Consider the following 24,298-nt stretch of genomic DNA (forward strand, 5'->3'; position numbering starts at 1 on the left):
CCATTGCCCCGCTTGGGGCAGTGTTCCGCCCATCATTCCAGGAGCACTCACATGAACATTCATATCCGCATCAATGAGGAAGGCGCACTGCGCAACCAGCGCTATGCATTCACCGACAAGTTCACGCTCGTCTCCGAGCTGATGCAAAATGCCCGGCGCGCAGGCGCCAGGCGCATCGAGATCGCCTACGACGACGCGACGGGCATCCTGCGCGTGGTCGACGACGGACGGGGAATCGCGGACTTTCAGAAACTGCTGACTTTTAACGAGTCCGGCTGGGACAATGAAACCTGCGACCACGAACGGCCGTTCGGCATCGGCTTTTCGAAATGCCTGTATGCCGCATCGCGCTGCATCGTTTCGTCGCGCGACCAGAAGATCGATTTTGTAACAAGCGAAGCGCTGGCCAGGCAACCGGTCGAGGTACACGATATCGCGCCGCTGTCGCATACGGCGGTGGAACTGCATGGGGTGCAGCTACCCGACTTGAAGTTTCGCCTGCACGCGATCTGTAGCGGTTTTCCAGTCCGGGTCTGGTTCAACGGCGCCGAGCTGCCGCGCATTCACGCGGTCGACCAGCTGCCGTTTATGAACACGCACATCGGGCAGGTGTACCTGCGAGGCACTGGCGATGGGAAGTACACGCGCAATACCCTGATGTTCCTGCAAGGGCTTTGCGTGGCCCGTCCATCGTTTTTTGAAGGCTTCCAGGTCAATGTCGTGCACCTCGATGCGAGGCAGTTTGTCGCCCGCCTTCCCGACCGCGACAAGCTCATCGATGAAGACGATCAGACAAAACGGGTCTATGCCTGCATGAAGTGGCTGTGGCGCCAAATGCTGCACGACGCGAAAAGCAGCTTGGGCGCGGAGGAATTCGTCGAAGCGTTTTTCGACGTCATGCGCTACTGGCAGCATGTTGATCTCATCAACGACGTGCCGGCATTGCCCACCTGCCTGACCCATCGAATCTCGGGTTATCCGATTCAGGAGGGCTACGAAGGGCGCTGCTACCTTGCCGCCCCCGACAAATGTGTGACGCGCGCGGAAGTGGTGGATGGCAGCGTGCACCTGGTCGATCTCGATGCCGTAAGCAGCGAGAACGCCGCCGGCTGGATGTTTGCCAAGGCAAGGGATTACACCGTCCTGTCGACGTTGGAACTGCATCCGGAACACTGGGTACACCCTTACGTCGACGCCATCAAGGAAGAGTCCATCCGGGCCAAGGCGATCAACGAGCAATGCAGGATGACGCTCGACGGCCGCTGGGTTACGCCGCAAGTCATTCTGTGCGACGCCGTCGAGATATCGATCGGCGCCGATTGCGTGACTGTCACCGACGTCGGCGTCTATTGCGACGGCGTGATATTCATCCCGCCCGGAGAATGGACCGGCGAAGCGGTAAGGCAGGCGTCGGATTTCATCGATTCCGACAACCGTTTCCTTGAGGAAGACCGCGACGCCGATCGCTCCGCGCTTGCGGATCTGATAGACAGGCTGCGCTCGGTCGATCCCCAGTCGACACTTGGGTCGCTATTGCAGGAATTGAGGCTGGAGAATTACCCGCTATTGCGCGGTAAGACCTTTCAGCTCCAGATCGGGCATGCGCACGGCAAGCACGTGATCGACGTCCTCCCCGCGCCGGTGGCGCATGCGGCACTTGCGCAAGGGAGGTCATGATGGAAAGCGAAGCCTTCGAAGCACGCGTCGCCGACATCAAGGGACGCGCCCATGGCCGCTGGAGTGAGCTGCTGCCCATGCTCGGCGTCGACAAGAAAATTCTCAACAAGCGCAATCAGCCTTGTCCCCTTTGCGCCGGACGTGACCGGTTTCAGTATACCGACAAGTTTGGCGAAGGGAATTACCATTGTCGCGGCTGCGGCCCCGGCGGCGGACTCAAACTGCTGCAGGGCGCACTGGGCTGGGACTTCGGCACGGTGTTGACCAAGCTTGAGGAGCATGTCGGCCGCGGCGCCCCCGTCAGCCATCATTCGCATCCGAGAACGGTCGAACCGTCCGCGGACTGGATGAAGAAGCTGGCCAAGCGGATATGGGGCGAAGCGCAGCCAATTGCACAGGGCGACGAAGTCGATCGCTACCTGCGCAACCGCGGCATTACGCTGAGCGCCTATCCGAAAGTGCTGCGATATCACCCCGCCCTTGGCTTCTATGAAAAGGATGCGTCGGGAAAGTCATGCCAGGTGGCAGAGTACCCTGCCATGCTCGCCTGTATCCAGGGAGCCGATGGGCATGCTGTCACCTTGCATCGCACCTACCTCACCGATGGCCGCAAGGCATTGCAGCACGAGGCGAAGAAGGTGCTATCGGCCGGATTTGGAGGCTCTGCCATCAGGTTGTACGCCGCAGATGAGGAATTGGCGATTGCGGAGGGCATCGAGACCGCACTGGCCGTGCACTTAAGTACCGGCAAGCCCGTCTGGGCGACGATCAATGCGGGCAATATGGAAAAGCTGTGGTTGCCGGAATCGGTGCGCCGCATCCGCATCTATGCCGACAATGATGGCGACGCCCAGTTCGAGGGCCAGGCCTGCGCGTTTTCCCTGGCGCGGCGCTTGACGAGGGACGTCAATAGAACAGACTCCCGGCAGGTCGAGGTCTTCGTACCCCGGCACGCCGGAACCGACTGGGCCGATGTCTGGTGCTCGCGTATTGGGCACGTCGAACAGATGGCGTAGGTTTAAGGCGCGGCAGCAATGCCGCGTCCGTTTTTCCGAAGGCCGAACGGATGAAAGGTCTTTCCTGCGCGATCTTGACGAGATCACGTCGAAAAGATTTTTCGCTGGTTGCTGTCATACCAGGATGCACGCTTTGCGCGCATCGAAGACAGCCCTGCCATCACGCGCGCGGTTGACCGCGCATAGCCGACTCGGAATATTGAGTCAATCATTGACCCCTGCGGGAACGTACATCCCGCCATGGGTCATGTCGTTTCCGCTTTTTCTTTGGAGTATTGCCATGAAAAACGGACGTTCTCTCATCAACCTCGCTCACGAACTCGAACGCCAGCTCGCGAGCAAGCGAGACATGATCGTGCCCTCCTCCATGATGCTCTGCCATACCGATGACGGAGGCAAGTGCAAGATGATGATCGAAGAACCTGGCGGCGTCGGAAAGTATGACATCACCAACCTCGCCCGCCGTCAACTGGCGGAAAAACTGAAGATTCCCTTCGCATACTTCGAACGCATGCGCGCGGAGCAACCTGGCCTACTCGACCGGAACGTGAACACATGGCTGCAGACCGATAGCGAAAGGCGCATGATCCGTACGCTTGACGGCAACGTGCGCGCGGTCCTGTCGGATCGCTACCGCCGGCTGGACAATTTTGACCTGGCCGAGAATGTGCTGCCGATTCTGCAGAAGCTGCCGGAAGTGCGCTTTGAATCGGTCGAACTGACCGAAACAAAGATGTACATCAAGGTCATCACGCCAAGCACCCAGTTTGAAATGGCGCCAGGCGATATAGTGCAAGCTGGAATCGTGATCACGAATTCCGAAGTTGGCCACGGTACGCTGTCGGTGCAGCCACTGATCTATCGGCTAATTTGCAGAAACGGCTTGATCGCCGCCGATCACGGCCTGCGCAAGACCCACGTCGGGCGCATCTCGCAATCGGACGAGGAAGTGATCACCGTGTTCCGCGACGATACGCTCGCCGCCGACGACACGGCATTCTTTCTCAAGGTACGCGACGTGGTCGAAGCGGCCGTGTCCGAGGCAAGCTTCGTTCAGGTCGCGCAGAAGATGCAACGAACGCTGGGCATCAAGCTGACCGGCGATCCGGTGAAGACCGTCGAAGTGCTGGCCAATCGCTACACGCTCAACGAGGCTGAGCGCGCTGGTGTCCTGCGCCACTTGATTGTCGATGGTGACCTGTCGGCGTATGGATTGGTCAACGCGGTCACGCACTACTCGCAGGACGTCGAGGACTACGACCGGGCGACCGAATTCGAGGCGCTCGGCGGGAAATTGATCGACCTGGCAGCGAGCGAGTGGAAGGGGCTGGCCGAGGCGGTATGAGTTTCGAAGTGAAATAGGCATCCCGATCGGGATGCCTATTTTCTAGCATCTGTTCCGTCCAAGATGAAGGACCTGGAGACAGTCCGGTTACGCTTGAATCACCGCCTCCATGCGTTGTATCTCGAGACGTGACAGTCCTTGACGTTGAGCCTCGTCGCGCCAGCCGGCAAGTGCGCCACGCACCTCGTCCACGAGGACGTTGGCGCGCGCCGCGCTCAATCGGTACATGTCGGCACAGCTGACAGCCGCCGGCAAGCTTGGCTGCGCATTGTGTCCATCCAGGGTCAAGGCGTGGCTCGCCTTGTCCGGACTGGGGTTCATGTCGTAGGCGGGAGAGAGGCGCCAGCCGGTGGCTTCCCGGATAAACCCGTGGTTGCGCATGTGATCGTCCCGGTTGCCGATCAGCACGTTAAACACCACGCGCCGGAACAACTGCTCCAGATCCGCAGCGATATGGTTCCGTGCCCCTTGATCCTCGATGAACTCGACAAGGTCTAGATAGCTGCCGCCTGGCTGGCCATCCCTTCGTTCGAGCAGCGTCATCGCGGAAGCGAACATTCTGCGGCTGTCGCCGCTGCGGTCGAAACGCTGGATGCAAAACGTGCGGTAGCGCTCGTTCAATAGTTCGATGCGCGCTTCTGGCACGACAATGCCTGCCCTGGCAGCGAGTGAATGGGCCACGAACTCCCATGCCCCGACGTCATAGCGATCGTCGCTGGCCGGAAATTTCGCGAACCACAGCAGACCATCGCCATCGGTGAAGTTCGCCTTCGGCCGCGCGCCGCCCAAGGAACTGCCGGGCGTGATCAGCATGGCCAACCATTTTTCGTACTCCGGCAATTTCTCGACGCCAGGCTCCTCGATACGGCGGCTGATGTGGGCCAGTTCGCCAAGACTGGTGACCGGAGGCGCCGCATGCGGATGGTCGTCCAGAAACGGGCCGTCGGCGCCTTTCCGGAAGCGCAGCGCCCCCATACGGGTCAAGTCATGCACGCCCAACAGGAAGTCCACTTCGTGGAGCTGACGCATCTTGCGCCCTTCCCGCTCAGCCATTGCGGCTTCGCGCCGCTCAAGCAAGACCCGACCCCAGCGATCCGGGGCGGAATCCATGAACACACCGAAGGCCGGCATGTCGACCTCGGGGTGCTGCTCGCCCGCCCACAGCTCCAGGCGCGGATCGAGCATGAAACTATTTCCGCTCTTGATCCAGTCGCTGTCGTAGGCAAAGCTGGCAGGCAACTCCAAACGCAAGGTGTCGCGGTACATGGTGCCGACGCGAGCCTCCACCCCCAGGTCGGCTGCCCAGAGATAGACGTCGTACGCGTCGCGCGTACCGTTATTCGGCTTCTTGGTGACCATTGTCTTCTGTACCGTTTTCACTGCCCGCTGGTTTGGACGGCGCCAGGCGTCCTCTCGGCTTTCTCGCGACCGGCATCTTCAGGTCCTGCAATTTGCGGCCGAGCTCGTCATCCTTCGCCACTTTGTCGATATCCTTTTCGACACCGAGGACACGCAGGGCCCGGACATAGGTGCCCATGGCGATACTGGGATCGCCTTTCTCGAGGCGATTGAGCGTATCGCGTGATACGTTCATCCGTTCAGCGAACAGGAGCGTGCTAATGCCGCGGCGCAGACGGGCTTCCCGCAGCCGCTGGCCGAGCGCGGCCATCTGCTTTTCGATTGCCGGGAAGGGGCGGGATGGCGATGTCTTCATGTCAGATATATTGGACAAAGATTCTCGCGTTGTCAATTTTATCGGACAATTAATTCATCACGCCATGGAAATGTCCGATAACACCGACAAACTTCCGTTGTTTGTCTATTTTATCGGACAAACATGAGAGCAACACAACTTTGGGACGAAGCGAATGTTTGATGTATATAGTTCAACAAATTCGCAATCCAGTGACACCTTTTCACTAGCCAATCCCCATCTATCGATCTGGCAACGAGACCGATCCGGTCAATTCATCCGGCAAAAGTTCAGAATACTGATGCAACCACGCGCCTTCCCCAGCACCTTCAAACCCAGGCGCTGAGCTGCCGCCGTGTTCTTCACAACAAGCGATGGCTGGTAATTTTGGTTCGCGCAACTTAGCACCAGTCCTTCGCCGATGCGACTCTCGACATTGCGGACCATGACACGACCGTCGCATTCGACGACATAGATACCATTTCCGACGATGTCCCGCGTTTCGAAATCGACAAACACCATGTCGCCATCGTGGATGATCGGCTCCATATCGTCGCCCGGCATCTTCATCGGCAAGCAACGATCACGGCATCGGACAAGTCTTGGACCACGGGGGCAATCCACGTCGCGGCAGAGGGACCATCGCCCATCCGGGTATCCTGGCACTGTCCAATCGCGCCATCATCCAGACTGGCAGAATTTGCAGGGCTCAATCCGAGAAACCAGTTCGCATCAACCTTGAATCCCTTGCACAACAGCGCGAACGATTCCAAGTCTGGCAGGCCCGGCTTGACGGGGTCGATCCACCGTCGCGACGTCTGTGGAACGCGGCCGGTCAAGGCCGACAAGTGGGCCAGTCGCGCGCCTTTCGGCACCATCGCGGCATCGAGCTTCGCGATCAAGCGCTCACGAAATTCAGCGCCTACGCCACACTTCCCGGCCACATCACGCTTCAATCCCGCTTTGTAGCTACAACCTTGGCCCTGCTGGCATTCACCGGTGTCCATGTTCCCTACTCCCTCTCATTTTCTTGTCGGATTCTGCACGGTCCGCTTTTGATTTTTTTCACCGCCCAGCAAAGCACGCCGAAATCGGAGCATTTGCTTGTGGCAATTGAAGAGTTCAGAGCATTTGCTCTTGACGACAACATTACCCAAAATATAAATTAAAGCACATGTGCAATCAAGCCTGCATCTTGAAGCACCTCCCTATTTATCTACATCAATCGCCCGCCTATGTTTGTTGCAAGACGATTGTGTTGATAGTACTGCCGAAAGGAAATGAGTCATGGGTGATGTGCAATTTTCCGATGTGCAACTTCTGAATTTGTCCATGCTGATCACGATGAGGGACAGTATCAAGCAAGACCTGGTTTCCGGATGCTGCAAGTTCGGCTTGCATGTCGACCAGGCGCGCTTCCTGGGCGACCTCACGTTCGATCAGATCCTGGTCATGGTGGCCAATATCGGACACGAGTGCCTGTTCCCGCCGCGCCAGGATCTCGTCTCGCTATTGAAACTGCCCGTCCCTCTCGCCGGGCCGATCACGTCGGTCCATCCTCCTTACCAGACCCCGCCGATGCCGGGCACACTATTTCCCCGATGCTGCCGCGCCTCGTGAGCGGAGGCCATCGTGACGAAAAATACGACTTGCGCCGAGCGCCATATTCGCGCGCTCGGCTTGGCGAAGGACTGCGCCGCGCTCGGTGCGCGCATCCGCACCATCGGCTATGTGACCGGCATGCCACACGGGCAGTTGGGCGATCTGTTTTTTCCCGACCGCCAGTTGGCGCCCCGAGGACGCCCGCCCGATTCCCCCGACTGGTATCACAACGCAAATTTGCTCAATCGGGCCGAAGCGTCGATCCTCGTTTCGGTTTATCGACGCGTTCGGGACCTTGGCTTCGGCCCGGCCGAGGCGCTTGTGGCGGCGTACAAACACTATCTCGCCGCTTGCCACATGGCTCCGCGTATTCATTTCGACCGCGCCTTCGACCTGGCCTCCCATATGGACGGCATTTGGCTCGTCAGGGCAGCGAGCTTCTCGCTAGTGACCTGTCCGGCCTGCACCAGCCAATATGTCACCTCGATCGGTGCCCATCCTATCGGCAATCACTTGTGCCCGTTTTGCAAACTGGTCAAGCGTTACGCAAGCGATCCGCGCATCCAATCGTCGTTTCCGGTCAACGCGCTTCCTGACCTGAAGGCGCTTCAATTCAGCGTGCTCGCCCTGCCGAGACAGCGAAGGTAGACCCTGATGTCAAAACCCCCATCGTAAGTCGGCCATTTCGATTGGTGGCGGACAGCGACCTGCGCGAACATCAATCGTCCATCATCTTCCAGACCAAGCATGCGCACCGTAGATCGTCTTCTGGGTAGTTTCGGTCTGCGGCGTGCAAACATATCCGCCCCCGAAAACATCGCCCCGCCAGCATCGGCGACCAGCGGCGCGCAAGCGGCGCCCTATCCGCCGGTCGACCCGGGCATTCCGGCCCTGTCCATCGACGAGATACTGGCCCCACACTCGGACCTGATCGAGCGTATCAAGGTCTGCTACGGCATGGACCGCCCTACCTTCGAACAGGAGTTGCTGTCGCTGATACGCCGCTACGCCGAATTCGTACATCTGCTGCCTGCGACACCGGACAATTATTTCAACGCACCGGGCGGGCTTCTGCGCATGGGGCTGGAAACCGCCTTCTTCAGCCTGCAGGGAACGGACGGCCACATCTTTTCGGGACGCGCGACGATCACGACACGTCGTCATCTGGAACCGAGGTGGCGGCACGCGACCTTCATCGCGGGCCTGTGCAGCGAGATCCATCGCACCCTGTGCCATGTCATTGTCACCAACGAACATGGCGACGAGTGGCAGCCATACCTGTCGCCGCTGGCAAGCTGGCTGTCCGCCCACAGCGTGACGCGTTTCTATTTGAAATGGCTCCCCAACGTGCACGAGAGCCGCACGCTGGGCGTATTCGCATTGCCCCATGTCGTGTCGGGGGAGATGCTGCAGCACCTCGCCACCGGCAATACGGTCATCGTGCCGCATATGATGGCGAGCATCTCAGGCATGCCGATCTACCGTGACCGCAATATTCTGGACGACCTGGTACGTCGTTCGGTCGCGCTCGTCGTCGACCGGTATCTGCAGGCGAGCGCAGATCGCTACGGGCAGCCGCAACTTGGATCACACCTGGAGCGCTATCTGGTTGACGCATTGCGCCGGATTGTCAGTTCCAATTCGGCCTGGACCCCAAATGGCGAGAAATCGCGCGTCTGGTACGGCAGCGATGGCCTGTTCATCGTCTGGCCGAACGCGGCGACGGAAATGCGCGTCCTGCTCGAATCCGATCAATTGCCCGGGATACCCAAGGCGCCGGAAACGATGCTCGAGATTCTGATAGCGGCCGGCGTCTTCGAGCCACAGCATTCCGGCCAGGCCACATGGCATATTGCTCCACCCGATCTCAAGACCGTGATCGAAGCTGTCAGGTTGTCGTCCCCGGCGATTCTATTCGCCGGCCTCGACCCCGAGCCCAAGCCGCTTGCTGTTCCACTGATTCACTCTGCCGCAAGCGCCAACGCCGGCGCCAGCGCCGCACCGAATTCTGCGGCGCATGGTGGCCCCACGCTGGTCAATACAGCTCATAAACCTTCACCGGCCCGCCAACTCCCGCTGCCAATCGAGACGGAGCCAGCCCCGCATGACCGATCCCGCGCCACGGCAACGGTAGGCATCATCGGCGACATCGCAGCGTCAGCAAATCCGGCCCACGCGGGACAAGCGCGGTCAAAGCACGCTGAATCGACCGTAAGCAAACACGCGTCAGTTCTGCCGACATTCAAGCTCGAAGCGCCGATGCGCTTGAATCCCGCTGTACGCGACGCGCTAGCACAAATCGTCGACACCTTGAATCGTGACGGTGCCGTGGCGGCCGCTCGAACCGTCTCGGCGGGCCTCTTCATTCCGCTTGCAGAATTCGAAGGCCGCAGGATCGAGCCATCGTTGGCATTGCGCGCGTTGGCCGATGTAGGAATGCTCGTGCATAGCCACGGGACCAATGGTTCATCATCACAGACCGATGTTCTCGACTTCGGTGACGATAAGAAGTTGGGCCTGGTCCTCCACCCTCGTTTCATAGCCGGACTTGACCCTGCCGATTTCGACGCTGGAAATGCCGGGGAAGGCTAACATGCTGATCCGAAAATATGAGATGCCGTGGCGCCGTGCCTACGAGGCCTATGCAGCGCTGGCCTGGTTCATTTCCCTGGTATTCTTTGTCACCATCTCGGTTCGAGCGGAACTGCCCAGTCAATTCACTGGGCCGCTCGCCATCGCATGCATGTGGATGACAATACGCCGCATGCATCAGGCACTGCGAATCCTGGTTGTCCGCGCGTCGCTATCGGGGCGGGCCATGCAGGTGCTAACCACCAAGGAGCTCAAGACGCTGTGCAGGCAGCCAGACCAGGTCTTCCTGGGCTTCGGCTTCGAATGGCTGCCGGTGCATTCCCAGCGTCTGTATGAACTGTCAAAAGTGAATTTCCGCGACTATTCCGTGTCGCCTGTCTTGCTGCATTGCCTAGGCTACGAGGCGAATCCACAACCGGACAGCGAGATCGGTCTTCCCTACATTCACGGCGTCGAATCGAGGGAGCACGCGCTCTATCGTCCGCTGCAGAACTTTGAAGGCGGCACGCTGCTGGTCGGCACGACGCAGTCAGGCAAGGGGGTGGCGCTCGCCAATCTGGTCACGCAGGCGGTGCGGCGCGGCGATGTCGTCGTCGTCATCGATCCAAAAAATAGCCGCCGCCTGAAAAGGGCCGTGATGCGGGCCTGCGCGGACTACCGCGACGCCGACACCTTCCTTGAATTTCATCCGGCATTTCCCGAAAACGGCGTACGGCTCGACTTCACGTTCAACTGGCAGAAACCGACCGAAATCGCCTCGCGGATTCAATCGGTCATGCCTCCGGATACCGCCGGCGCCTTCAGCGCGTTCGGATGGGACGCCGTCAATGTCGTGGTCCAGGGCTTGGTTGATCTCGAGGAGCGGCCGAACCTAATGAAATTGACCAAGTACATCGAGGGCGGCATCGAACCGGTGCTGGAAGCGTCCTTGCGCCGCTTCTTCAATGGCGTCTATGGCTCGACCTGGCGCGATCAGCCGGAGATGAGAAAATTGCTGGGTGATGCACAACGCGGCAACCTGAAAAGGCCGTCGGAAGCGGCCAGCAACGACCTGCTCGCCTTCGTCGCCTTCTACGAGCATCACGTGCCGCAGAACCAGCACAACAAGGTCGTCGACTCGCAGGTACGCACCTTCCGCCACAACCGGGAGCACTACCAGAAGATCACCGCGAACCTGCTGCCGATCCTGTCCATGCTCACCTCCGGCGACCTGGGGCTGAGCCTGTCGCCCGACCCATTCGACGCCGTCGACGTGCGGCCGATCATGAATTTCGAAAAAATCGAGCGCGGCGGCCACGTCCTTTACATGTGCCTTGACTCATTGCCCGACCCGTCGGTGGCGTCGGCCATCGGCGCGCTCTCGCTGGCCGACCTGGCCGCGCGCGCGGGCATGCGCTACAACCTGGGCGGCTACCGGCGCATCTCGCTCTTCGTCGACGAGGTCTCGAACGTGATCAACCAGCCGCTGATCGAGATCCTCAACAAGGGAGCGGAAGGCGGCATCTTCACCACCTGCGCGATGCAGACGCTGGCCGATCTCGCCAAACGGCTCGGCAGCGAAGACGCCGCGCGCATGGCGCTTGGCAACCTCAACAACCTGATCGCCCTGAGGTCCAAGGATCGTCCCACGCAGGACTTCATCGTCGAGACGTTCGGCAAGACGGCCATTCACACGGTGCGCGTCGGCTTGAGCGAGGCGTCCGATGCCCACCTTGGCGACTTCACCTCGGTGTCCTCGGCCCAGTTGAGCGAAAGCATGGAAGAGTTGATCCCGGCCGACATTCTCGGCAAGCTGCCGAACCTGCAGTATTTTGCGTCGGTGTCGGGTGGCAGGATCATCAAGGGACGCTTCCCAATCCTCAATCCAGATTTCGACCGTCCAACTTAGAGGCAAGCCATGATCCGCTTCGTATCGACCGCGTCACTTCTGGCGCTCCTCGTGCTGGTGCTGTATTTGCCATCCGCCTGTCCGCCGCAACGCTTCTTCGATCAATTGCGGATCGAAGCGAAGTTGAACAGCAAGTTTTTTGGCACGGGCCATGCGACGCGCATTCTGGCGCGCATGCTCGATTTTCAGACCGCAACGAGCAAAGTTAGCCCGGTGCCTTCGATGAACCAGGCGCCATCCCCGTCGGGCGTCGACGCGGCGGTCGCCAGCGAGATGGTCCAGGTCAATCACCGCCTGTTCAACAACCCCTACTTTCGTTCGATCGACGCCCTGCTGGTATTGGCAAGCTACCGGCTGTCCGCGCTGCTCGAATGGGTTCCCGTCCTGCTGGTGCTCGTATTGGCCATCCTGATTGACGGATTTCTGGTGCGTCTTGTCAGATCCAAGGAATTTATCCAGCACAAGCCGGAAATGTTCGCTTTGAGCGCTTGCGCGGCGATCATGACGGCTTGCGCTACGGTGCTCGCGTTTGTCCTGCCCATCACGATCCATCCACTGACGCTTCCCTTTGTGCCAGTGGCGATAAGCCTATTTGTCAGCCGAGCGGTCGCCAACTTCCACCGCCGTGGCAAGTAAGCGCGCACCGCCAAGAATGCCGATTTCATTGATCACCCTGTCTATTCAGCAAGGGAATGTTGCATTTCGCAATGCTTTACTGGATACTCATCCGCCTTGCCACGGGCGGCACTTTCCTCGGCGATCCAAATTTGGTCGCTGCAGTAAGAACAAACGCCTCTGCGCAGTATGAAAATGATTCAGGAGCAAGTCGTGGCATTTCCAGCGTCTACACACGAATACGTCCAAGCTCCGGCGGACACGAAGAACAATGCCGGGTCGATCGACCCGCCATCAGAATGGCACGCACGCCTGTCGCCCGAATCGGTTGCGGCCGATATGCTTGCTCAGACCGAAAGTGATTTGCCTTCACTGACCAAGGCGGAACTGGCCGAACTCCTGTTCGAGCATGTCGGTTTGAACAAGCGGGAAGCGAAAGACATGATCGATACGTTTTTCGACGAAGTCTGCAGCGCGCTTGAGCGTGGGGAGTCGGTAAAGCTCTCTGGCTTCGGCAATTTCCAACTGCGTGACAAATCCGCACGACCGGGCCGCAATCCGAAGACTGGCGAAACGGTACCCATCCCGGCCCGCCGCGTTGTCACCTTCCATCCCAGCCAAAAGCTCAAGGACATGGTCGATCAATGCGGCTCCTCTGACCCAGGCTCTTAAATTTGGCGATGGTCACATACGAAAACATGGCGGGCCGGCCGTAGGTGCGTCAATTGCAGATGTGCGCAGCGCCGTGTAACTGGTTTCTATCATTCGCAATGGAATTTCGTTGGACTAATCGCGAAAGCCCGTCCTGGAGCGTCCCATTCTTTACCGACATCGCTACCAGTTGTCTTTAATCTGTTTCCTATCCGCCGTGCTCGCCACGGTTCGCAGCGATCAAATGGAAAGGGACAGGCAATATGGACACCACGATCCCAGGCAAGCAAAGAGAGCCATCGCCAGCCGCCAAAGTCCACGGCCAGGCAAACGACACGATCGAAATCCGGCTGTGGGTCGAGGAGCACGAATGGCTCTACGGCGTGCACACGAATGTGAAGAACACCTCGCCGACATTCCGTTGCCCCGACCTGATCAGCGCATGCGTCGAAATTGTCCTAGCCGATACTGATGCGGCTGAACGTGTCTTCGCCTATCTGAGCACCGAACTTGTACTGCGCCCCATTCATACACCGCGCCGCGTCGGCTCCCTATGGAAACCTCAGCGCGACCTGTTGCAGGACCTTCAGCGCTCGCCATTGAATCGCCATCCGCATCCAAAATTCCAGCTCGACGAATTGACGACCACTTGCGTGGCCTTGAGCCGCAGGAGCGATCCGTCGGGCGAACTTGTTTTGCAGCAGTGCCGCATCAACTTGGCGGATCGCCTGGCCAGGAGCAAGGGAATTCATCGTAGCAACTGAACACGCGTACCGCGGACGCATCCGGTCCGCCGACCATTCCATCACCGACCCCGCCAAGGCTCCTACGGCCAAGGCTTGACCCGAACACGACTGTGGCCGGTCGCACCGGTCCCGATATGACGCCCGCAAACCCTGTGCGGCGCATCGGTCCTCGTTGGGGTGAGCCATGCGACATCTTCAAAACACGGGATTACTGATTCTGCTGATCCTTCCCATGCATGCCTGGGCATGCTGGGAAGCGGCTGCCGAGCGCTATCAGGTTCCAGCGCGGCTGCTTTATGCAATCGCCAAGGTGGAATCGAACCTCAATCCCCAAGCCCTCAACCGCTCCCACCTGCACCGGACGGGCACCTACGACATCGGGCTAATGCAAATCAACAGCTCGAACCTGCCCGCGCTCGCGCCCTACGGTATCCGGGAGAGCGACCTTGCCGACGCGTGCACGAACATCCACGTCGGGGCTTGGCTGCTCTCGCGCAGTTTCGAGCGCCACGGCACCACCTGGGACGGCGTCGGCGCCTATAACGCCGCGTGCACTCAACTCAAGGGCGCGGCGTGCCAACAAGCTCGCGCCAAGTATGCATGGCTGGTCTATCGCCAACTGCCGTCGCCGCAACTGGCGCAATCGACCTTGACTGCAGCGGCCGGGCACGGAGGTCGCCGGGTCGCATCGACCAGCGCCGCTGCCGTTCGCGCCGCAAAGTTGGTGCAATGATGAAGCACACTGTCCAGGCAATTTCACTTGCATGCCTCATCGCAGGTAGCACACTGCTGCTTGCCTCATGCGCGCTGCTCGTGCCGCAACGACTCGACGTCGCCGCCAAGCGGATTCCTTCTGACGGTTCAAGCCGTCATATTGTCCAAACGGGCTTCGGCAACATGGCCATGTATGGTGTGTGCGCCGACCCGGCCTGTCCCGCAATTAGCCAGAAGACGCTGGCCATCGTCGCCGACGACAGGACAGCGCCACCGCAGGACACTGGCGGTTTCGCTGCACCAGCGCTGCCGCCGAAAATTCCAACCCAATCATCGGCGGCGATAGAAGCCAGCAGCAAACCCGCCGCACATGCCGCTACCCGCGACCATCACGTGATTGTGCGGTTCATGTCGGGCAGCGACTTGCTTGCTCAGTCGGGCAAGAACACGCTCGACCAGGCGCTGCACCTCGCGCTCAAGGCCAGTCGCATTGTCATCCATGGCCGCACCGACAGCGTCGGCCCCAACGCCCCCAATCAAGCACTCGCCCTGGCACGCGCCCTCAGTGTGCGCGACTACCTGCGCGAGCGCGAACCAACGATTCCCGCAGACATGATCCTCGACGCCAAGGGGCACTGCTGCTTCGTCGCATCCAACGACACGCCGAAAGGCCGTCAGCAAAACCGGCGTGTCGAGATCGTCTTCAGCGTTCCCGAGCGGGTGGCGCCATGACGTTTTTCCATACACCCGCTCACCTGTTCGACCTTTCCTAACTTACTTTTACTGGAGGCATTCATGAGTATCGCTTTAATCAAGGCATCGCCCACCCCATCGGCTCCGCGCTCGCATGCGGGGCGCAAGCCGATGACCGTCGTCGCGCTGCTGTTGACGCTCGTCGTCGGTCTGTGCGCCGCTTTCCCGGGCTATGCGCTGGACCTGGTCGCCTTTTCCGGCATTACCGGTCCGATGACGTCCGCATTGACGCAGATCTCGGCACTGGGGCCCGCCATCAAGGCCTTGGTCGGCTTCGTCGGCTTCGTCGTCGCGCTCATTTCCCTGTCGGCGCTGCGCAACTTCGGACCGGTCCTGTTCTACGTCGGCCTGGCGATCTTCGCCGCGGTCGGCCTCGTGATCGCGGGCGCGATCATGGGAGCGGTGCTCTGACCATCTGCGCCTCGGCCAGCGGGAGAATCGCATGCAGACAGATACCTACATTCCACGCCGTCTCGACGACCAGTGGAAACTCGGATTCTGGGATGCCGACGTGGCTGCCCCGATCCTGTTCTGTTTCATCCTTGGCTATCTGTCCGGATCGAAGATGTCGTTTGCCTTCTGCATGGCGATCGGCATCTTCGTCTCTCGCTGGCTGTCCCGCATCAAGGCCGATAAACATCCCGCCTTCGCGATGCACTGGATCTATTGGGCACTGCCGCCCACGCCTCTGACCGCGATGCGCGCCACTCCTCCGTCCCACCTGCGCCGCATGGTCGGCTAATCCGGATTGGAATTCGACATGGACTTTGCCAAACTCGACAACGACATCAAGGAGATGCGGCGCCGCAATCGCGGCCTCGGCCTGTCCGTCGGCGGCCTGATCACGGCCCTGCTCGCCTGCCTCGTCATCATCCTCAACCTGATCGGCACGGAGCGCACGATCGTGGTGCCGCCCTCGATCGACAAGACGTTCTGGGTCACCAAGGATCGCGCCAGCCATGAGTACCTGGAGCAAATGGGCAGCTTCATCGCCTGGCTGATCCTCGACGTCACTCCCACGTCGATCGACTGGAAGAAGGACGTTCTGCTCAACTACGTCGCCCCCGACCAGCATGGCGCCATGAAGTCGCGGCAGGAGGTCGAAGCCGAACGCCTGAAGCACATCAACGCCAGCACATCGTTCCTTCCGCAACAACTCGTGGCCAATGAGACGAACCAGTCGGTGGTCGTCCGGGGGCGGCTGCGTACCCAGGTCAACGGTCAGGAAACCGCGCTGGAAACGAAAGCCTACCTCGCCGAATTCCAGTACATGGGCGGGCGCATTCACCTGAAATCCTTCAAGGAATATCACAATGAATAACAAGCCATGGATTCCACCGCTGCTCGCCGCGCAGCTTGCACTCGCAGTGCTATCGGCATCATCCGCGCATGCCAGTCAAGTCATCGACGCGCGCGATGGCGTGACGATTGAAGCCGTCATCGCGAGCCGCGAGTCGACCCGCATCCGGATCGACAATGCACCGATCACAGATGTCTTCGGCAATCTCTATTCGAGCAACTGCGCGCCGTCGGCATCGACGGTCGCGGGAGCGCCAATGCCAAACGCGCCCGCCATCAACCCGGCCGGCGAGATTGTGCTCGAGTGCGACCGGGACAAGGGCGAGATCTATGTGCGTCCGGTCGGCAATTCGAACAAGCCGATCAATCTATTCGTGGCGTCGGCGAATGCCACTTACACCCTGCTGCTGCGCCGCTCCGACACGCCTTCCGACACGATCGTCATACGCGACAAGACGGCGCGCCGACTGGACGGCGATCCTACCAAAGCAGGGCAAGGCCCCCTGGGCACGTCCGCCAACCATGTGCGCGCAATGAAGGCGCTCCTGGTTGGCATGGCAACGGAGCGCCCCGCGCCGGAAGTGCGCGTGGAGGACATCAACCGGCCCATCCAGCTTTGGAGCGAAGTCAGGTTGCTGCTTACGCGCAGCTACGCCGCGCGCGGCCTGGTGGGCGAAAAGTACCTGCTGACCAATGTGAGCGGACAGACGATGGTCCTGAGCGAGCAGGAGTTCGACCGGCCCGAGGGACAAGTCGTCGGCGTCGCCATCGACAACCTCAATCTGCGCCCGGGCGACAGCACCGTCGTTTATGTGATCCGGATCGGGAGCTGAGCATGGGCACATTCGACAAACTCAGGAGTGCGATCGATAAGCTCACGCCGAAGCAGCGCCAGTACGCCGCACTCGCTGCCATCATGGGCTGCGGCATCGGGGCACTGTGGGCGGTGTTCTCGTTTAATGGCGGCGACGGCAAACCGGCCAACTCGCGGCCATCGAACTCGACCGGGGCGGCAGCCCCGACCAATATCGGCGTGATGGCCCCGGGCCAGCAGGTCAATCCGGTGGACCAGTGGGTCGGTACCGCCGGGCGCAAGCTCGCGCAATACGAGAACGAGCGCGACGAGCAGTCCCGCTTCAACCGGGATCGCAAGGATTTCGAAGACAGGACGATGCAGCGCTTTGGCGACCTGGAACAGCGCCTGACCAGTGCATCCCAGGCCAAGACCGCCATGCCGGCGCCAATGACGTCCCCAGCAGCGCCGGTTGTGCCGATTGCGCCGCCATCGTTTCCGCCGCCCGGCGCATTGCAAACCAAGCTGCCCCCGCCGCCCGGAACTGGTATCCCCGCCGGCACCATGCCGCCCGGGACGCCAGCCGACGGCGCTGACCCGCTGGTGCCGGGCTTGGTACCGGGACTCGTGCACGCGTCAATGTTCGAGCCCGGCAAGGCGCCAGCATCCCGTGCCCAGGCTGTGGCAGGCGCGAGCGGCGATGGCGCCAATGCCGATTCGATCGAGACCTTCCTGCCGGTCAGTTTCACGCGCGGCACGCTGCTCGGCGGGCTCGATGCGCCCACCGGCGGACAGTCGCAATCGAACCCGCATCCGGTATTGATCCGGCTATCCGACAACTCCGTCCTGCCCAACGGCTACAGAGCCGAGTACCGAGAATGCTTCGTGATCGCCGCCGGCTATGGCGACATCAGTTCCGAACGCGCCTATCTGCGCACCGAAAGCATGTCGTGCGTGCGCGATGACGGCGCCACATTGGAGGTAAGGATTCAGGGCAGCGTCTACGGCGAAGACGGCAAGGTCGGCATGCGCGGAAGGCTCGTCACCAAGCAGGGACAGATGCTGGCCAACGCGCTGCTGGCGGGCGTCGCCAGCGGCATCGGCCAGGGCCTCGCGACATCCGCCACGACCACCAGCACGTCGCCGCTCGGCACCATCGCCAGCGCTTCCGGCATGGATGCCTACCGCGCCGGAGTGGGCACCGGCGTCGGACACGCGCTCGACCGACTGGCCCAGTACTACATCAAGCTCGCCGAGCAGACCTTCCCTGTCATCGAGATCGACGCGGGCCGGGAGATCGACGTCGTCATCACCAAGGGCGTTCGCATCGATGCGCCGCAACGGCCGCGAACGGGCCGCGCTTCAAATCTCGCCGCCACCCGCCCCATCCTTGACAACAGCACTCTGAAGGAGTCCCGCGATGAAAACTACTGATGCCGGCATGAAAAGCATGGCAATCGCCCTGCCTTGCCTGCTCGCCCTTTGCGTTGGCGCCAGCGCGGCGCCGCCAAGCGCGGACGAGACACGCCTGCTCGCCGCTTTGCGCCAGGCCCATCCCGACACCACGTTCACCAGCATCGCGCGCACGCCGATTCCCGGCCTTTACGAGGTATGGATGGGGCCCAACGTGGCCTTCGTATCGGACAAGAATCCGCGCTACCTGGTCTTCGGGCGCGTATTTGACACGAAGAACATGACCGACCTGACCGGGCCGAAGCTGGCGAAGGCCGAGCAGGCGCACGCGGGAACCGACACCCATGCCACGGGACCGACCTTGCCGATCGAACAGTTCCCGCTGTCTGACGCCATCAAGACCGTACATGGCGATGGCGGCAGCGCAAACCGCGCCATTGTCGTTTTCAGCGACCCGGCCTGCCCGTACTGCAAGCGGCTGGAATCTGAATTGGCCAGGCTCGACAACGTTACCGTCTATACCTTTCTCGTGCCGTTCCAGGGCTACCCGCTGCCGACCTCGATCTGGTGCGCCGCCGACAGACAGAAGGCCTGGCGTGACACGATGCTGGGCAGCGATATATCCGCAGCGAGCGCGCCGCTCGCTGCTCCCGCCCAATCGGCGTCATTGGATTCGATGGCGCCCCCACCGACATGCGCGCATCCGCTCGACACCAATCTTGCCCTGGCCAAGCGCCTGGCGGTTCACGGCACGCCCACGCTCTTTCTCGCGAACGGCCGCCGAATCGACGGCTACGTCGAGGCGAAGGAGATCGAATCCCGTATCGCGGACCGGGCGCAACCCAACACAACCGCGTCACAGAAAGAGGAAGCCGCTCAATGAAATTCACTCTCCATACTGCGGGAATGGCGCGCGCGCTGCCCATGCTCTCCGTCTTGCTGGTGTCGGCCTGCGCCAACATGAGCGGCGTGGGCGGCGCGACCGAATACAGCTGCAAAGCTCCCAAAGGCGTGCAGTGCGATTCGGTGTCGGGCAACTACTTCAACGCAATCCAGAACAATCTGCCCGCCCAACGGCGGCAGCGGGGCGCGACTGCCACCGCACGCGATGGCGTTGCCCTCGTTGTGCGAGGCCCTGACGGCGCGCCGACACCTTCAGCTACGCAAGGTGCAACAGGACGGCCCTTGGCCGGGGTGACGGCAATGAACGCGGGCGGCGAGTCTCTGCGATCCCAGGCTCGCGTGCTGCGTCTCTGGTTCAAGCCTTGGGAAGACCTCGACCATGACCTCTATGACCAGGGCTACGTCTATGTGCAGATCGACGGCGGCAACTGGCTGATCGACCATGCGCAGCAACGCATCCGCGACGCCTACGCGCCGATTCGGCCTCCCCGTCCGTCGGGAACCCGCGCCAGCGCACCCGACAAGACGCGCTACCCGGGTGCTGGCGGGCCCAATGGGACCGGCTCCACAGACGGCAACGCCAATCCTGTGGCGGCCCCCTTCCCGTCCCCCGCTCAGGCAATGCCTGGCCCCAGCGGCCCCGGCGAAGAACGCCAATAACCCGACCAACAAGGAGACCAATATGTTTGAATCCATGCGCGCCGGCTTGCTCGGCGGCGGCAACGGCAGTGGCGGCTTTTTCGGCCTGGGTGGACGCGACGATTCGCCTGCGGAGCAATTCGCAAGCTGGCTGCCCTACTCCGCCTATATCGGCAGCGATGACATCTTCGTCAACCGCGACGGTCTCGGTTTCATGCTCGAGGTGATGCCGCAATCGGGCGCCGACGAGCGGATGGTCGAAGTGCTCGTCTCGCTGTATTCGACATGTCCGAAAGGCGCGGGCATCCAGTTCCACCTGTTCGCGTCCCCGCATATCGGCGCCTTGCTGCGCCGCTACGCCAATCTGCGAATGGAGGACGACGACCAGGCAGAGAAGGCCATGCATTGGGGACGGCCGGCCCGCAACGACAACCTGTTTCGCCGTCTCGCCCGTCAACGCGTCGGCCACCTGCTTAAGGGCGCGCAGAAGTCGATGACGACGGGCTTTCACTACACGATCAGGGACTTTCGGCTGATGATGAGCGTCGCCCTGCCGGGTGGCCCCGATGACCTGAACCGGATCGAGGAGTTGACCGCGCTGCGTGACGCCATGTCGACGACGCTGCGCGCGGCCTCGCTTCCAAACCGGGTCTGCAACGCGGCCGACCTGATCAACTGGTGCTCGCTATTCACCAACCCGAACCGCATCTCGCGCACGGATACGCCAGATCTGCACTACGACGACGGGCGCGAGATCCGCGACCAGATCGTCGACTTCGACACGATCCAGGATGCGCATGCGAACGGGTTGCTCCTATGGAAGGAAGGCGACGCCACCGCGCTGGAGGCGCGTTTCTACTCGATCAAGTCGTTTCCGGAGCGTTTTGCCCTGTGGCAGATGGGCTCGTTGATCGGCGACCTGATGCAGCCGGCGCTGCAATACAACGCGCCGTTCCTGCTGACCATGGGCGTCCACGTGCTCGATCCGAACGCAACCAAGGCCACCGTCACGGCAAACCATGTGCGCGCGACGCAAAACGCCCAGAGCAAGATGGCGGCTGTCATGCCCGATGTGGGCAAGAAGCTCAAGGACTGGAATGCGGCGGCCGACGCGATCGACGTCGGCGGCGCGCTCGTTTCCATGTACCACCAACTTGCGATCTTCACCCTGGCCGACAAGGCGGCTTCCGTCGAAGAGACGGCGAAAGCGATCTGGCGTGCCCGTGGGTTCGAACTCAATGCCGACGTCTACATGCACCGCCAGGCCCTCATCGCCAGCCTGCCGATGACATTGTCCGAGCGCTTTCATGGCGACCTCAGGAAAATGCGTCGGGTCACGCGCAAGACCATGGCCAACGCGATCCACCTCGCGCCATTGATCGCGGAGTGGCGCGGGACGCGCACGCCGACACTCGTCTTCGGCGGCCGGCGCGGACAGTTGACCATGCTCGACCTGTACGACAACGACCTCGGCAACTACAACTTCGCCATCATCGGCGCGCCGGGATCAGGCAAGTCAGTGCTGATGAACGAGATGGCCTGGTCGTACCGGGCGATTGGCGCCAAGGTCTGGATGCTTGACCTTGGAAGGTCCTTCGAGAAGCTGTGCCGCAAGGCGCGCGGTACCTACATCGAATTCCGTCCCGATGTCGACATCTGCCTCAATCCGTTCTCCAGCGTGCAGGACATCAACGAGGACATCGACATGCTGGTGCCGGCCATCGCGAAGATGGCGTCGATGCAGCACACGCTGGAAGAAGTGCAATACAAGGCCATTTCGGCGATGACCTTGAAGCTGTACCGGAAATATGGGCGGGACCTGACCGTGACGGGCCTGCGCGACGCGTTCAAGACCGGCACAATCGAGGAGCTCGGCGTCGTGAACGATCCGCGCATCCGCGACCTGGCGATCATGCTCAACCCCTACGCCAAGGGCGGCCAGTATGAGCGCTTCTTCGAGGGACGCAGCAACATCGACTTTTCGAACGACTTCATCGTCATCGAAAACGAGGAACTGAAGCGCAAACCCGATCTGCACGCCGTCGTCAACATCCTGCTCCTGTACCGGATCACGGGCGAGATGTACCTGACACGCAACAGCAAGAAGGTGCTGTTCATCGACGAACTCAAGCAGCAACTGGGCGACATAGGGGCCGACGACCCGGTCAAGGCCGCCGTTGTCGAGGAAGCGGCGCGCCGCGCCCGCAAATATGGCGGCGCGCTCGGCACCGCCACCCAGAGCGCGGACGACTACTACGGTTCGGCGCAAATGGAGGCGGCATTCAATTGCTCCGACTGGGTTTTCCTGCTGCGCCAGAAAAAGGAATCGATCGAGATGCTCGACCGGAAGGGACGGCTGACGATGGACGAGCCGAAGAAGCGCCTGCTCAATTCGCTGCGCACTGAGCCGGGCGTGTTTTCCGAACTCTACATCTCGTCGCCGGTGGGCGAAGGCGTCGCACGCAACATCCTCGATCCGGCCACGCATCTTCTGTTCTCGAACAAGCTGGAAGACAACGCACCGATCGACGAGTTGCGCGCCCGGGGTTACAGCATCGACGACGCCATCACAGAACTATTACGCCAGAGGGGACACATCGTATGAGACCCATGTTCAAGTCCTTGCTCGTGAATTTACTCACGAGCGCCCTTGTTGTCGCGATCGCCCTTCCGATCGCCTTCAACTTCTACGACCGGACGGTGGCGCGTCCGGCGCGCCTGATCGGCGTGGTCGATGTCGGCGAAGTCTACCGCCTCAAAGAATCTGAATTCACGCAGATCGTTACCAGGACGTCTTCAGAAGACGAGCGCCAGAAGGCGCTGCTCATGGCGCGCCGGTTTGCGCAGCGCCTGCCACTGGCGCTGGAGGAATTGCCCCGGGATTGCCATTGCCTGGTCGTGGTTCGCTCGGCAGTCGCCGGCGTCCCGCCGAACGCCGTCGATCTGACCGCGTCGCTCAAACACAAGGTGGAATTGCCATGAACGATAGAACATTCACTCTCGGCCCGCGAGATCCCGCCGGCAGTCTGCCGCGCCGGTTCGCCCTGGGTCTGGTCCGACTTCCCGCCCGCTTGACGCGGCACGTGCGCGCGCACTGGATCGCCTATGTGCCCGTTTTCACGATCTGGGGCCTTGCGTTCACGCGTGTCTTCATCGATCCGACACCGCACCTGCCGATCCTGTTCAACTGGACACCCAGTCTCGCCTACAAGGTCGCGTTTGTTCGCTACGGGAACCTGCAGCCGTTCAAACAGGGCGACTACATCATTTTCGCCTTCGACGGCGAAGCACAGCGCATCTATCCGGGCCTGCGCGCACAACCGTTCTTCAAGAAGATCGGCGGCGTGCCGGGAGACCGGATCACCGTCGTCGACCGCCAGGTATTCGTCAACGGCCATGGCGTAGGACTGGCCAAGGCGCACACATTCGACGGCCATCCGCTCGCCCCGATCGCTGAAATGGTGATCCCCGCTGGCCAATTCTATGTTCAGGGAAGCAGTCCGGACAGCTTTGACTCGCGCTACCGCGCCAGTGGCCTGGTCCGCATGGACCAGGTGCTCGGCAAGGTCATCCCCCTGTTTTGATGGAGCCAGACATGCGCATAACCATTCTGATGACAATCGCCCTCCTCAGCGCCGGCACGGCGCTGGCGCAGGACACGTCCCCCTCCTCGGGGCCGCGACAGGAGACGCGTGCCCTCGCGGACGATGTCGCACTGGACGTCTACCTGGACGCGCTGGCACAGATCTCTCCGGCCGCGCGCGAAGGGGCTGATGTCTATCTGGAGGCGTTCAAACGCCGCTGCGGCCGAGCGCTCGGCACCATCGAATTGCGAAGGGCCATCGCCGAAGGCAGCGGCGACCCGGTATTGATGGCGATGATGCGCGCGGCCGCGCAGCGCGACACGGCGATGCTCCAGCGCTTATCCGGCACAGTCGCTTGCAAGGGCAGGAGGTAGA

The 24,298-nt window shown here is 61.1% G+C and carries 27 protein-coding genes; 23 read left to right on the forward strand and 4 right to left on the reverse strand.

Translation table 11 applies throughout. The annotated features are described in order from the left end of the window. Window positions 1–51 precede the first annotated feature (51 nt). From LPB67_RS16250 to LPB67_RS16260, 3 genes are all read left to right on the forward strand, one after another. Complete coding sequence (locus LPB67_RS16250; protein ID WP_262838340.1) at window positions 52–1,677, forward strand: ATP-binding protein; 1,626 nt, start codon at window positions 52–54, stop codon at window positions 1,675–1,677. Continuing rightward, window positions 1,677–2,693: a toprim domain-containing protein gene (locus tag LPB67_RS16255; RefSeq protein ID WP_262838341.1), complete on the forward strand. Its 1,017-nt coding sequence runs from the start codon at window positions 1,677–1,679 to the stop codon at window positions 2,691–2,693. The genes LPB67_RS16250 and LPB67_RS16255 overlap by 1 nt, the downstream gene beginning before the upstream one ends. A 280-nt stretch (window positions 2,694–2,973) precedes the next feature. Then, window positions 2,974–4,038, forward strand: a complete 1,065-nt coding sequence (locus LPB67_RS16260) for a DUF945 domain-containing protein (RefSeq protein WP_262838342.1) — start codon at window positions 2,974–2,976, stop codon at window positions 4,036–4,038. Window positions 4,039–4,125: 87 nt separating this feature from the next. Here LPB67_RS16260 and LPB67_RS16265 read toward each other — a convergent pair whose 3' ends face one another. The 4 genes from LPB67_RS16265 to LPB67_RS16280 form a co-directional block, all read right to left on the reverse strand. Continuing rightward, window positions 4,126–5,397, reverse strand: a complete 1,272-nt coding sequence (locus LPB67_RS16265; RefSeq protein WP_262838343.1) for a type II toxin-antitoxin system HipA family toxin — start codon at window positions 5,395–5,397, stop codon at window positions 4,126–4,128. Continuing rightward, entirely contained in the window at window positions 5,375–5,752 is a 378-nt protein-coding gene (locus tag LPB67_RS16270) for a helix-turn-helix domain-containing protein (RefSeq protein ID WP_262838344.1), read from the reverse strand. Before LPB67_RS16270 ends, LPB67_RS16265 begins: the two co-directional genes overlap by 23 nt. 249 nt (window positions 5,753–6,001) lie before the next feature. Then, window positions 6,002–6,301, reverse strand: coding sequence for a helix-turn-helix transcriptional regulator (locus LPB67_RS16275; protein WP_262838475.1), 300 nt, complete (start codon window positions 6,299–6,301; stop codon window positions 6,002–6,004). After that, on the reverse strand, window positions 6,298–6,675 hold the full coding sequence (locus tag LPB67_RS16280) for a hypothetical protein (RefSeq protein WP_262838345.1): 378 nt from the start codon (window positions 6,673–6,675) through the stop codon (window positions 6,298–6,300). Before LPB67_RS16280 ends, LPB67_RS16275 begins: the two co-directional genes overlap by 4 nt. Window positions 6,676–7,018: 343 nt before the next feature. Between LPB67_RS16280 and LPB67_RS16285 the strand changes: the two genes are divergently transcribed. The 20 genes from LPB67_RS16285 to LPB67_RS16380 all read left to right on the forward strand — a co-directional run bounded on the left by LPB67_RS16285 (window position 7,019) and on the right by LPB67_RS16380 (window position 24,297). Then, window positions 7,019–7,351 carry a hypothetical protein gene (locus LPB67_RS16285; RefSeq protein ID WP_262838346.1) on the forward strand — a complete coding sequence of 111 codons (333 nt, stop codon included), beginning with the start codon at window positions 7,019–7,021 and terminating at the stop codon, window positions 7,349–7,351. Between the two features lie 12 nt (window positions 7,352–7,363). After that, complete coding sequence (locus tag LPB67_RS16290; RefSeq protein ID WP_262838347.1) at window positions 7,364–7,981, forward strand: flagellar transcriptional regulator FlhC; 618 nt, start codon at window positions 7,364–7,366, stop codon at window positions 7,979–7,981. Between the two features lie 99 nt (window positions 7,982–8,080). Further along, window positions 8,081–9,925, forward strand: a complete 1,845-nt coding sequence (gene mobH / locus LPB67_RS16295) for a MobH family relaxase (protein ID WP_262838348.1) — start codon at window positions 8,081–8,083, stop codon at window positions 9,923–9,925. A gap of 1 nt (window position 9,926) precedes the next feature. Continuing rightward, window positions 9,927–11,813, forward strand: a complete 1,887-nt coding sequence (gene traD / locus LPB67_RS16300) for a conjugative transfer system coupling protein TraD (protein WP_262838349.1) — start codon at window positions 9,927–9,929, stop codon at window positions 11,811–11,813. 9 nt (window positions 11,814–11,822) lie between these two features. Then, complete coding sequence (locus tag LPB67_RS16305) at window positions 11,823–12,449, forward strand: DUF4400 domain-containing protein (RefSeq protein ID WP_262838350.1); 627 nt, start codon at window positions 11,823–11,825, stop codon at window positions 12,447–12,449. 318 nt (window positions 12,450–12,767) lie between these two features. Further along, window positions 12,768–13,100, forward strand: coding sequence for an integration host factor subunit alpha (locus LPB67_RS16310; RefSeq protein WP_262838476.1), 333 nt, complete (start codon window positions 12,768–12,770; stop codon window positions 13,098–13,100). A gap of 242 nt (window positions 13,101–13,342) precedes the next feature. After that, the gene (locus LPB67_RS16315; RefSeq protein WP_262838351.1) at window positions 13,343–13,843 is read left to right on the forward strand and encodes a hypothetical protein; all 501 of its coding nucleotides are present in this window, start codon (window positions 13,343–13,345) and stop codon (window positions 13,841–13,843) included. 166 nt (window positions 13,844–14,009) lie between these two features. After that, window positions 14,010–14,558 (forward strand): lytic transglycosylase domain-containing protein, encoded by a 549-nt coding sequence (locus LPB67_RS16320; protein WP_316685253.1) that lies wholly within the window; start codon window positions 14,010–14,012, stop codon window positions 14,556–14,558. Next, window positions 14,558–15,271: an OmpA family protein gene (locus tag LPB67_RS16325; RefSeq protein WP_262838352.1), complete on the forward strand. Its 714-nt coding sequence runs from the start codon at window positions 14,558–14,560 to the stop codon at window positions 15,269–15,271. Before LPB67_RS16320 ends, LPB67_RS16325 begins: the two co-directional genes overlap by 1 nt. A 63-nt stretch (window positions 15,272–15,334) precedes the next feature. Continuing rightward, the gene (locus tag LPB67_RS16330) at window positions 15,335–15,703 is read left to right on the forward strand and encodes a hypothetical protein (RefSeq protein ID WP_262838353.1); all 369 of its coding nucleotides are present in this window, start codon (window positions 15,335–15,337) and stop codon (window positions 15,701–15,703) included. 31 nt (window positions 15,704–15,734) lie between these two features. Continuing rightward, complete coding sequence (gene traL, locus LPB67_RS16335; RefSeq protein ID WP_262838354.1) at window positions 15,735–16,034, forward strand: type IV conjugative transfer system protein TraL; 300 nt, start codon at window positions 15,735–15,737, stop codon at window positions 16,032–16,034. Between the two features lie 18 nt (window positions 16,035–16,052). Next, window positions 16,053–16,613 carry a type IV conjugative transfer system protein TraE gene (gene traE / locus LPB67_RS16340; protein ID WP_262838355.1) on the forward strand — a complete coding sequence of 187 codons (561 nt, stop codon included), beginning with the start codon at window positions 16,053–16,055 and terminating at the stop codon, window positions 16,611–16,613. After that, the gene (locus LPB67_RS16345) at window positions 16,606–17,424 is read left to right on the forward strand and encodes a type-F conjugative transfer system secretin TraK (protein ID WP_262838356.1); all 819 of its coding nucleotides are present in this window, start codon (window positions 16,606–16,608) and stop codon (window positions 17,422–17,424) included. Before traE ends, LPB67_RS16345 begins: the two co-directional genes overlap by 8 nt. 2 nt (window positions 17,425–17,426) lie before the next feature. Beyond that, entirely contained in the window at window positions 17,427–18,818 is a 1,392-nt protein-coding gene (locus tag LPB67_RS16350) for a TraB/VirB10 family protein (RefSeq protein WP_262838357.1), read from the forward strand. After that, window positions 18,805–19,680, forward strand: a complete 876-nt coding sequence (locus LPB67_RS16355) for a DsbC family protein (protein ID WP_262838358.1) — start codon at window positions 18,805–18,807, stop codon at window positions 19,678–19,680. Before LPB67_RS16350 ends, LPB67_RS16355 begins: the two co-directional genes overlap by 14 nt. Further along, window positions 19,677–20,360, forward strand: a complete 684-nt coding sequence (locus LPB67_RS16360) for a TraV family lipoprotein (RefSeq protein WP_262838359.1) — start codon at window positions 19,677–19,679, stop codon at window positions 20,358–20,360. The genes LPB67_RS16355 and LPB67_RS16360 overlap by 4 nt, the downstream gene beginning before the upstream one ends. A gap of 22 nt (window positions 20,361–20,382) precedes the next feature. Continuing rightward, window positions 20,383–22,944, forward strand: a complete 2,562-nt coding sequence (traC, locus tag LPB67_RS16365; RefSeq protein WP_262838360.1) for a type IV secretion system protein TraC — start codon at window positions 20,383–20,385, stop codon at window positions 22,942–22,944. A 5-nt stretch (window positions 22,945–22,949) separates the two neighbouring features. Then, window positions 22,950–23,321, forward strand: coding sequence for a hypothetical protein (locus tag LPB67_RS16370; RefSeq protein WP_262838361.1), 372 nt, complete (start codon window positions 22,950–22,952; stop codon window positions 23,319–23,321). Next, window positions 23,318–23,923 (forward strand): conjugative transfer signal peptidase TraF, encoded by a 606-nt coding sequence (traF, locus tag LPB67_RS16375; protein ID WP_262838362.1) that lies wholly within the window; start codon window positions 23,318–23,320, stop codon window positions 23,921–23,923. The genes LPB67_RS16370 and traF overlap by 4 nt, the downstream gene beginning before the upstream one ends. Window positions 23,924–23,934: 11 nt before the next feature. Continuing rightward, window positions 23,935–24,297, forward strand: coding sequence for a hypothetical protein (locus tag LPB67_RS16380; RefSeq protein ID WP_262838363.1), 363 nt, complete (start codon window positions 23,935–23,937; stop codon window positions 24,295–24,297). Window position 24,298 lies beyond the last annotated feature (1 nt).

The organism is Undibacterium sp. Jales W-56 (assembly GCF_025548535.1).
Taxonomy (GTDB): domain Bacteria; phylum Pseudomonadota; class Gammaproteobacteria; order Burkholderiales; family Burkholderiaceae_D; genus Undibacterium.